The 9,361-nt window shown below is 71.3% G+C and carries 9 protein-coding genes; 4 read left to right on the top strand and 5 right to left on the bottom strand.

Annotated elements, in window-relative coordinates:
• Positions 1-638, top strand: a 638-nt coding sequence (locus D581_RS1000000142430) for a hypothetical protein (RefSeq protein WP_486585918.1), incomplete at its 5' end; no start/stop codon positions are given.
• Between the two features lie 269 nt (positions 639-907).
• Here D581_RS1000000142430 and miaA read toward each other — a convergent pair.
• On the bottom strand, positions 908-1,846 hold the full coding sequence (gene miaA / locus D581_RS0135380; RefSeq protein ID WP_018961845.1) for a tRNA (adenosine(37)-N6)-dimethylallyltransferase MiaA: 939 nt from the start codon (positions 1,844-1,846) through the stop codon (positions 908-910).
• A 211-nt stretch (positions 1,847-2,057) separates the two neighbouring features.
• Between miaA and D581_RS01000000138200 the strand changes: the two genes are divergently transcribed.
• Positions 2,058-2,381, top strand: coding sequence for an antitoxin (locus tag D581_RS01000000138200; protein ID WP_018961844.1), 324 nt, complete (start codon positions 2,058-2,060; stop codon positions 2,379-2,381).
• A gap of 63 nt (positions 2,382-2,444) precedes the next feature.
• Here the strand turns inward: D581_RS01000000138200 and D581_RS0135370 are convergent, their stop codons facing one another.
• Both D581_RS0135370 and miaB read right to left on the bottom strand, forming a co-directional pair.
• Positions 2,445-3,164 carry a class III extradiol dioxygenase subunit B-like domain-containing protein gene (locus D581_RS0135370; RefSeq protein ID WP_018961843.1) on the bottom strand — a complete coding sequence of 240 codons (720 nt, stop codon included), beginning with the start codon at positions 3,162-3,164 and terminating at the stop codon, positions 2,445-2,447.
• An 87-nt stretch (positions 3,165-3,251) separates the two neighbouring features.
• The gene (miaB, locus tag D581_RS0135365; protein ID WP_051114692.1) at positions 3,252-4,772 is read right to left on the bottom strand and encodes a tRNA (N6-isopentenyl adenosine(37)-C2)-methylthiotransferase MiaB; all 1,521 of its coding nucleotides are present in this window, start codon (positions 4,770-4,772) and stop codon (positions 3,252-3,254) included.
• Between the two features lie 166 nt (positions 4,773-4,938).
• On the opposite strand from miaB, the gene D581_RS0135360 reads away from it, so the two are divergent.
• On the top strand, positions 4,939-5,940 hold the full coding sequence (locus tag D581_RS0135360; protein WP_018961841.1) for a TAXI family TRAP transporter solute-binding subunit: 1,002 nt from the start codon (positions 4,939-4,941) through the stop codon (positions 5,938-5,940).
• 60 nt (positions 5,941-6,000) lie between these two features.
• Here D581_RS0135360 and D581_RS0135355 read toward each other — a convergent pair whose 3' ends face one another.
• On the bottom strand, positions 6,001-7,392 hold the full coding sequence (locus D581_RS0135355; RefSeq protein ID WP_018961840.1) for a sensor histidine kinase: 1,392 nt from the start codon (positions 7,390-7,392) through the stop codon (positions 6,001-6,003).
• Between the two features lie 19 nt (positions 7,393-7,411).
• Positions 7,412-8,104 carry a response regulator transcription factor gene (locus D581_RS0135350; protein ID WP_018961839.1) on the bottom strand — a complete coding sequence of 231 codons (693 nt, stop codon included), beginning with the start codon at positions 8,102-8,104 and terminating at the stop codon, positions 7,412-7,414.
• A gap of 451 nt (positions 8,105-8,555) precedes the next feature.
• Between D581_RS0135350 and D581_RS0135345 the strand changes: the two genes are divergently transcribed.
• Positions 8,556-9,341, top strand: a complete 786-nt coding sequence (locus D581_RS0135345) for an amino acid ABC transporter ATP-binding protein (protein WP_026291196.1) — start codon at positions 8,556-8,558, stop codon at positions 9,339-9,341.
• The last annotated feature ends 20 nt before the right edge of the window (positions 9,342-9,361 follow it).

The raw sequence follows: 9,361 nt of genomic DNA, 5'->3' as shown, positions 1-9,361 counted from the left end.
TGGCCTTGTGCCCGGGTTCGTCATATCAGCCCGAGGGCGGTGAGGGGCCGCAGGTGGTTTCGGGCGGTGTGGCGGAGGGCGGCGGCGATGTTGGTGTGGCCGTCCTGGCGGTGGACGCCGATGGCGAGGTTGCGCAGGCCGGCCATGACGCGGGGCGGGTGGCGGGTGCGGATGTGCGAGGCGTCCTCGTGGAAGGTGCGGTCGCGGACGTGGTGCGGTTGGTTCTCGATGCGCCAGTGGCCGCGGATCCAGGCCGCGGGCTGGCTGCCGGTGACCGCGCCGGGCGGCAGGCTCGTGACCAGGTAGATCCGCTCGATTGTCAGGTTGCCCGTGCTCAGGTTCCGTCTTCAGCGCACGACTTGGAGGGCCTGGCGGGCGTGGGGACAGTCGATGTGGGCGAAGGCGGCGGTCTTCAATCGGCGGATCTCGTCGCGGTGGTGGGCCCGGGTGCGCTCGATGTGGTCCAGGCGGATATCGCGCCAGGGAAGGCGGCGGACCCGTTCATGGAGTCCGGGATGGTTCCTCTTGACGACGGCCAGGTAGTGAGCTCTGCGTTCGTGCAGGTGGATGGCGTGATCGTGCTGGGTGTGCAGGGCGTCCGCGGTGATGACGGCGTCGGTCAGGTCGAAGCCGTCTAGGGCTAGAACAACTTCGGAGCGCTCGACCGCCCCAGCCCCTGGACAACCACCGGCCTTGGCCCCAACTCCAGCAAATTTCAGGACCCTACCCGCAGTCAACCCGTACAACCAACCGCCCATCAGCAAAGTCAGCAGAAGGTCAGCACCCGTCCGCAAGGGCTGTTCCAGATTGTCGAAGTCTGATGAAGCCTCGCAACCCAGGATTCTTTCTGACCTGCGTCGATGCAGTGCTGAGGGTTCCTGCTAGACGTCGTTCGCCTGTCATGCGATCAGGCTGTGACCGCTCGTTCGACCAACGTCAGCGCCCGGTGCGGGAGCTCCCCCCGGTCACGGTGGCCGCCGCCGAGCCACACGACACGCGCGTCACGGCGGAACCAGGAGTCCTGACGGCGGGCGAAGCGCTTGGTGGCGCGTACGGTCTCGGCCCGCGCGTCGTCCTCGGTGCACTCCCCCGCGAGCAGCGCGAGGATCTGCTGGTAGCCGAGGGCCCGCGATGCCGTGAGGCCCTCGCGCAGCCCGGCCGCCTCCAGGGCGCGCACCTCGTCCACGAGCCCCGCCTCCCACATCCGGTCGACGCGCAGGGCGATGCGCTCGTCCAGTTCGGGGCGGTCCACGTCGACGCCGATCTGCACGGCGTCGTAGACCGGCTCCTCGCCGGGGAGGTTGGCGGTGAACGGCTTGCCGGTGATCTCGATGACTTCGAGGGCGCGGACGATGCGGCGGCCGTTCGTCGCCAGGATGGACCGGGCGGCCTCCGGGTCGGCGGCGGCGAGGCGTTCGTGCAGGACGCCCGAGCCGCGCTCGGCCAGTTCCGCTTCGAGGCGGGCGCGCACCCCGGGGTCCGTACCGGGGAACTCCAGGGCGTCGATGGCTCCCTTCACGTACAGCCCGGAGCCGCCGACGAGGATCGGCGTGCGTCCCTCGGCGAGCAGCCGGTCGATCTCCAGGCGGGCCAGTCGCTGGTACTCGGCGACGCTGGCGGTCTCGGTGACGTCCCAGATGTCCAGCAGCCGGTGCGGTACGCCGTCGCGCTCGGACAGCGTCAGCTTCGCGGTGCCGATGTCCATGCCCCGGTAGAGCTGCATGGAATCGGCGTTGATCACCTCGCCGCCGAGCCGCTGGGCGAGAAAGACCCCCAGATCCGACTTTCCGGCTGCGGTGGGGCCTACGACGGTGATGACGCGGGGGGTGGAAGCGGGAAGGGTCACCCGGACAGTCTCCCAAAAATCCGGGCGCTCCCGACCACACCGGGTGCCCGTGGGGGCGCGGCCGTGCGCGGAGAGCGACGTCAGGGAAGCTCCGGGGAAGCGCAACGAGGCGTGTAAAAACGGCAAGACCGGACAAGTGACGGACAATGGGGGCGGGAGAACGCTCCCGCGAACGGTTCTCAACAGTCCTCACTGCACGGAAGGTGACCCAATGGGGTTCCTGGACAACCTGAAGGCCAAGCTGGGACCGGCCAAGGACAAGGTCGGCGACCTCGCGCAGCAGCACGGGGGCAAGATCGAGCAGGGCCTCGACAAGGCCGCGCGCACGGTCGACCAGAAGACCAAGGGCAAATACAGCGACAAGATCGATTCGGGGACGCGCAAGGCCAAGGAGGCCGTGGACAAGCTGGGCAACAAGGACGGGGGCACCCCTGGTACGCCTGGCACCCCAGGTGCTCCCGGTACGCCCGGTACCCCTGGTACGCCCGGTGGCACCCCTGGCAACACCCCTCCTCCGCCGCCGCCCGCCCCCTGACACGGTGACCGCGGGCCGGCGGCGGGTACGGAGCCGAGTGCCCCGTACCCGCCGCCGGCCCGTTCAGGACCAGGCGGCGACGGTGTACCCCACGCCGTACGGAGCGTCCTCGTACAGCAGCCGGCCCGCGAGCCCGGCGGACCGAGCGGCGCCGCCGAGCAGCTGCCAGGGGGCACGCCCGGCCGCCTTGAGTTCACGGGCGAGCCTCGCGTCGAGCGCGGCGAGGGCGTCGAGGTCCGCGGAGCCGAGCGCTTCGGTGGCGCGGGCGTCGAAGGCGGCTGCCCGCTCGTCGAGGTAGCCGGGGGCCTTCAGGGTGCGGCAGGCGCTGCCGTCGCCCATCACCAGGAGCGCGACCCGCTCGGCACGCCGGGCGAGGGAGTGCCCGGCCGCCGCGCACTCCGGGGCGGCCTCGCTCTCCGCCACGGCGAACCCTTCGACGGGGGCGCCCGTCCATCGGGCCCGGCCCAGCAGCCAGGCGCCCACGGTGAGGGATCCCGGCAGCGGCCGGTCCGGGGCGGCGGCGTCCCGCGGGGCATCGCCGAGCGTCACGTTGAGGTCCACGCCGACGCCCCGGAAGGACCCGCGCGCCCCTGGCGGGTGGAGCCCGGCGGACCGGTCGTCGCCCGGCCCCACGACGACGAGCAGGTCCGGGCGCGAGGCGGCGAGCACCCCCACGGCGTCGAGGCACGCGTCACGCGCGGCGTCGAGTTCGGGGGCGGCGCCTGCGGCGACCTCGGGCACCAGGAGCGGCGGACAGGGGCACACGGCGGCGGCGACAAGCATGCCGGTCAGCGTACTTGCCGTCAGCCGGAGGCCGGGGGCCGCTCGGCCGCGCGGGACCCGGCCGGGACAGCTGAGCGGCCCGATCCGTCAGCCGATGCCGCAGGCCGGGGCCGCGGTGGCCGGGAGCGGGTCCGGGGCGCCGATGCCGGGGAGGCCGAGCATCACCCCGGCGGGTTTGGCGGCCGCCTCGGTGGTGCGCTTCTCCCAGGCGTCGCCCGAGCGGGTGGACCGCACGGCGAGCGGTGTGCCCTCGGCGAGCAGGTGGTGCGGGGCGGCGTAGGTGATCTCGACGGTCACGACGTCGCCGGGGCGCACCGCCTTCTCGGGCTGGGTGAAGTGGACCAGGCGGTTGTCGGGGGCGCGGCCGGAGAGGCGCCGGGTGGCTCCGTCCTTGCGGCCCTCACCCTCCGCGACCATGACGTCCAGGGTGCGGCCGACCTGCTTCTTGTTCTCGTCCCAGGAGATCTGCTCCTGGAGGGCGGACAGGCGCATGTACCGCTCCTGGACGACCTCCTTGGGGATCTGGCCGTCCATGTCCGCGGCGGGGGTTCCGGGGCGCTTGGAGTACTGGAAGGTGAACGCGTTGGCGAACCGCGCCTCGCGGACGGCGTGCATCGTCTGCTCGAAGTCCTCCTCCGTCTCGCCGGGGAAGCCCACGATGATGTCGGTGGAGATGGCGGCGTCCGGCATCGCGGCGCGCACCTTCTCGATGATCCCCAGGAAGCGCTCCTGGCGGTAGGAGCGGCGCATCGCCTTCAGGATGCTGTCCGATCCGGACTGCATCGGCATGTGCAGCTGCGGCATCACGTTGGGCGTCTCGGCCATGGCGGCGATGACGTCGTCGGTGAAGTCGCGGGGGTGCGGCGAGGTGAAGCGGACGCGCTCCAGGCCCTCGATGGCGCCGCAGGCGCGCAGCAGCTTGGAGAAGGCCTCGCGGTCGCCGATGTCGGAGCCGTACGCGTTCACGTTCTGGCCGAGCAGGGTGATCTCGGAGACGCCCTCGGCGACCAGGGCCTCGATCTCGGCCAGGATGTCGCCGGTACGGCGGTCCTTCTCCTTGCCGCGCAGCGCCGGGACGATGCAGAAGGTGCAGGTGTTGTTGCAGCCGACCGAGATGGAGACCCACGCGGCGTAGGCGGACTCGCGGCGGGTGGGGAGCGTGGAGGGGAAGGCCTCCAGGGACTCGGCGATCTCGATCTGCGCCTCCTCCTGGACGCGGGCGCGCTCCAGGAGGACCGGCAGTTTGCCGATGTTGTGGGTGCCGAAGACGACGTCGACCCAGGGGGCCCGCTTGACGATGGTGTCGCGGTCCTTCTGCGCGAGACAGCCGCCGACGGCGATCTGCATCCCGGGGCGCTTGGTCTTCATGGGCGCGAGGCGGCCGAGGTTTCCGTACAGCTTGTTGTCGGCGTTCTCCCGCACCGCGCAGGTGTTGAAGACGACGACGTCGGCGTCGCCGTCGGAGCCTTCGGGGGCCCGGACGTAACCGGCGCCCTCCAGGAGACCCGACAGCCGTTCGGAGTCGTGGACGTTCATCTGGCACCCGTAGGTGCGCACCTCGTAGCTCTTCTGGACGTCCACTGCTTCGCTCCGGTTGCCGCTGCTCATGGGACAAGGGTAGGCGGTTGCCGGGCGGCCCCCTCCCGTCCCCTTCCCCCGGCCCCTCCCGTCCGCCGCCCGTCCGCCGCCCGTCCGCCGGCCACCCAGCCCGCTGTGGGCCGGGCCTCACGGGGAAGCCTGGTCAGGGGGCGGTCGAGCTGGCAGGATCGCGCGCATGTTCCACGCTCTGTCCCGATTCGGCCGCCGGCGCACCCTGCGGACGGGCGCCGTCCTCGCGGTCGTGCTCGGGCTGCTCGCGTGGTGGTTGCAGCCCGAGGGGGACGAGGGGGACCCGAGCGGGTCGCTCACCTTCTCCACCGGTGTGCCCAGCGGTGTGTACCAGCGGTACGGGGAGCGGCTGGAGATCGCGCTCGCCAAGGACATGCCGCAGGTGTCCACACAGCTGCGGACCAGCGAGGGGTCGCAGCAGAACCTCTCCCGGGTGGCGACGGGCGAGGCGGACTTCACCATCGCCACCGCCGACGCGGTGGCCACCTATCTCCGCGACGGCAGGCCGGGGGCCCAGCGACTGCGCGGCTGTGTCCGGCTGTACGACGACTACGTCCAGCTGGTCGTCCCCCGCGACTCCGACGTGCGGAGGGTCTCCGATCTGCGGGGCAAGCGGGTGGGCGTCGGCCAGGAGGGTTCCGGGGTGCGGCTGGTCGCGGACCGGCTGCTGGCGGCGGCAGGGCTCGATCCGGCCGCCGACGTCACACCGGTGCCGGTGGGCATCGACACCATGCCCGTACGGCTGACCCAGGGCCGGCTCGACGCGTTCTTCTGGTCGGGCGGGCTGCCGACCGCGGCCGTGCAGGAGCTGTCGCGGCGCTTCGACATCCGGCTGGTGCCGCTGGCGGCCGAGCTGGTCGCGAAGCTCCAGTCGGCGACCGGTCCCACCCGCTTCTACCGGTCCGCCATGATGCCCGGCGACGTGTATCCGCAGGCCCAGCAGGGTCAGGCGGTGCCCACGGTCGCCGTCGCCAACCTGCTCGTCACGACCGACCGTACGGACGCGGCCATGACCGAGGCCTTCACCCGGACGGTGATCAACAGCCGGGACCGGATCGGCCGCGAGGTCCACGCGGCGCAGTTGGTGGATCTGCGGACGGCGATCTACACGGATCCGCTGGACGTGCACGACGGGGCCAAGGCGTACTACCGCTCGGTGAAGCCGTGAAGCCCCGCCGCTCCTGAAGGACCTACGGCACCTCCCGCCCGGCTCCCCGTCAGCTCCCCGTCAGCTCCCCGTCGGGTCGCGGGGGACCGAGACGGTCACCCGCAGGCCGTGCGGTTCGTGGTGCTCGTACGCGATCGAGCCGCCGCCCGCCGCGAGCAGCACCCGGGAGATGGAGAGGCCCAGGCCCGATCCACTGACGTTCTGGTGGCGGGTGCTGCGCCAGAAGCGGTCCCCGACACGCTCCAGCTCCGCTTCGGTGAGGCCGGGGCCCCGGTCGGCGACCACGACGGTCGCCGCGCGGGCTCCGGCGGCGACGGTGACGGTGACGTCCTCTCCGGCGGGGGTGAACTTCAGGGCGTTGTCGACCACCGCGTCCAGGGCGCTGGAGAGCGCCACGGGGTCGGCCCAGGCGGTGGCCGCCGGGGCCCCGTCCAGAGTGAGGTTCACGCCCTCCCGCTCCGCCATCGGGCGCCAGGAGGCGACCCGTTCGGCGGCGAGCGGGACGATGTCGATCAGCTGGAGGTCCGCCTCGGCGTGCTCGGCCAGCGCGAGGTCCAGGAGGTCGTCGAGAACCCGGGCCAGCCGCTTGCCCTCGGTGCGCACGGCCGCGATCTCCTCGCTGTCCTCGGGCAGCTCCAGGGCGAGCAGCTCGATGCGCAGCAGCAGGGCGGCGAGCGGGTTGCGCAGTTGGTGCGAGGCGTCGGCGACGAAGGCGCGCTGCTGCTCCAGCACGTCCTCGACGTTGTCGGCCATCTCGTTGAAGGAACGAGCCAGGCGTCTGAGCTCCGGCGGCCCGGCGGAGGCGGCGACCCGGGAGCGCATACGGCCGCCGGCGATGTCGTGGGTGGCCGCGTCCAGGGTCCGTACGGGCAGCAGGACCCAGCCGGTGAGCCGGACGGCCGCGCCGACCGCCACCAGCAGCGCCAGCGCCTCTCCGAGGCCGATGAACAGCCAGGTCCGCAGGATCCGGGACCGCATCTCGCCGGTGGGCGAGTCGAGGACGACCACGGCGACCACATCGCCGTCGCGCACGACGGGTGAGGCGACGACGACGCGGCCGTCGCGCCAGGGCCAGATCTGCGGGGGGTCGTGCGAGCGGCGGCCCAGCAGCGCCTCGTTGAAGGCCGTGCGCCCCTCGCCCTTGGCGGGCAGGGTCCAGTAGCCGGGGGCCTTGGCCAGGGCCCGGTAGTCCCGGAAGACGCCGGCGCGGATGTCGTACACGGAGGCGTAGAGCTCCAGGTCGGTCTGGAGGGTGCGGCGCCGCTCCTCGCCGTCCGGGGAGGTGTCGGTGATGGACTGCGCCAGGGCGGCGAACCGTGCGGTGTCGTCGATCCGGTCGATCACCAGCCGCTGCTGCTCGGCGGCGGCCACGCTGATCGCGAGCGGGAAGCCGAGGGTGAGCAGGACGGCGGCCATCAGGACGATGAGCAGCGGGAGCAGACGGGAGCGCACCGGGAGACGTACCCGCCGGTTACGCGGACGGCGCGACGAGCCGGTAGCCGACGCCCCGCACGGTCTCGATCAGGGCGGGCAGCCGCAGCTTGGAGCGCAGGGAGGCGACGTGGACCTCCAGGGTGCGTCCGGTCCCCTCCCAGCTGGTGCGCCAGACCTCGCTGATGATCTGCTCGCGGCGGAAGACGACGCCGGGGCGCTGGGCGAGGAGGGCCAGCAGGTCGAACTCCTTGCGGGTGAGCTGGACTTCCGCGCCGTCGACGCTGACCCGGCGGGTCGGCAGCTCGATGGCGACCTGACCGAGGCGCAGGGCGGCGGCGGGGGTCGGCGCGGTGTCCTCGCCGCTGGTGGTGCGCCGGGCGACCGCGTGGATACGGGCGAGCAGTTCGCCGGTGTCGTACGGCTTGGTGACGTAGTCGTCGGCGCCGAGGTTGAGGCCGTGGATGCGTGAGCGCACATCGGCGCGGGCGGTGACCATGATCACGGGGGTCGCGGTGCGTTTGCGGATCTTCCCGCACACCTCGTAGCCGTCCTGGTCGGGCAGGCCGAGATCGAGGAGGATCACCCCGAAGGGCTCCTTGTCGGCGGGCAGCAGGGCGCGCAGGGCCTCCTCGCCGTTGCGGGCGTGCACGACCTGGAATCCGTGCCGGGCGAGCACGGCGGACAGGGCCGCCGCGACATGGTCGTCGTCCTCGACGAGCAGCAGTCTCATGGCCCTCCTCTCCGTTTCTCCCGGGGCCGTGCGGCTCCTCGGGTCTCCGTACTCCCCCGGGGCCGTGCGGCTCCTGGGGGACGTTCGCTTCGTCGTCCCGTCGGCAGCACCGTCGCACGGCGTCACCGCGTAGGGCCCGACATTAACCCGCGCTTCATCCACGAGATCCCCGTGAGCCCCGATGAGACTTCCCGTTCTGCGGTGTTTCACGTCTTTCTCGCTCCAGGGCATCCACGCCGATGAACGGCACACCAGTCAAGAGCCTCCCGGTTACAGCAAGGTTCCGTTACGCACCCGGTACGCCTCCGGGGCGGCGTGTGACGTCCTGTTCACGCGGAGTGTCCGGTTGCCGCCGGATCGTTATGCTCAATTTCCGCTCAGATGTAATGACGTTGGTAGCACTGCGTCATTACTGTCCTTGTTCAACCGAGGAGGACGGAGCGAGAAGCCGATGAGCGGAGTTTCAGTGACCAAGGACGCCGAGGATGCCGCGCCCGCGGCGAACGACCTGGTCGTACTGAGCAACGTCAACAAGCACTTCGGCGCGCTGCATGTGCTCCAGGACATCGACCTGACCATCGCCCGTGGCGAGGTCGTGGTCGTCATCGGGCCTTCCGGGTCCGGCAAGTCCACGCTGTGCCGCACGATCAACCGCTTGGAGACGGTCGATTCGGGAGCGATCTCGATCGACGGCAAGCCCCTGCCCCAGGAGGGCAAGGAGCTGGCCAGGCTGCGTGCCGACGTGGGCATGGTCTTCCAGTCGTTCAATCTCTTCGCACACAAGACGGTGCTGGAGAACGTCATGCTGGGCCAGGTCAAGGTCCGCAAGGCTGACAAGAAGGCGGCGGAGGAGAAGGCCCGGACCCTGCTCGACCGGGTGGGCGTCGGCGTACAGGCCGACAAGTACCCGGCGCAGCTCTCCGGCGGCCAGCAGCAACGCGTCGCGATCGCACGGGCGTTGGCGATGGACCCGAAGGTCATGCTCTTCGACGAGCCCACGTCGGCGCTCGACCCGGAGATGATCAACGAGGTCCTGGAGGTCATGCAGCAGCTGGCCCGGGACGGGATGACGATGATCGTCGTCACCCACGAGATGGGCTTCGCCCGTTCCGCCGCCAACCGCGTCGTGTTCATGGCCGACGGGAAGATCGTCGAAGAGGCGACCCCCGACCAGTTCTTCAGCAACCCGCGCAGCGACCGGGCCAAGGACTTCCTGTCGAAGATCCTTCACCACTGACGACAACGACCCACGACCTA

This window comes from Streptomyces sp. CNB091 (genome assembly GCF_000377965.1).
Note: the sequence above shows the minus strand (reverse complement) of the source record. Positions and strands in the feature narration are given on the sequence as shown.

What these genes read in the sequence shown, in the direction of transcription:
- D581_RS01000000138200 (WP_018961844.1), top strand. Translation starts at nt 2,058, where the DNA reads ATGGGGTTCCTGGACAACCTGAAGGCCAAGCTGGGACCGGCCAAGGAC.
- D581_RS0135370 (WP_018961843.1), bottom strand. Translation starts at nt 3,164, where the DNA reads ATGCTTGTCGCCGCCGCCGTGTGCCCCTGTCCGCCGCTCCTGGTGCCC.
- miaB (WP_051114692.1), bottom strand. Translation starts at nt 4,772, where the DNA reads ATGAGCAGCGGCAACCGGAGCGAAGCAGTGGACGTCCAGAAGAGCTAC.
- D581_RS0135360 (WP_018961841.1), top strand. Translation starts at nt 4,939, where the DNA reads ATGTTCCACGCTCTGTCCCGATTCGGCCGCCGGCGCACCCTGCGGACG.
- D581_RS0135350 (WP_018961839.1), bottom strand. Translation starts at nt 8,104, where the DNA reads ATGAGACTGCTGCTCGTCGAGGACGACGACCATGTCGCGGCGGCCCTG.
- D581_RS0135345 (WP_026291196.1), top strand. Translation starts at nt 8,556, where the DNA reads ATGAGCGGAGTTTCAGTGACCAAGGACGCCGAGGATGCCGCGCCCGCG.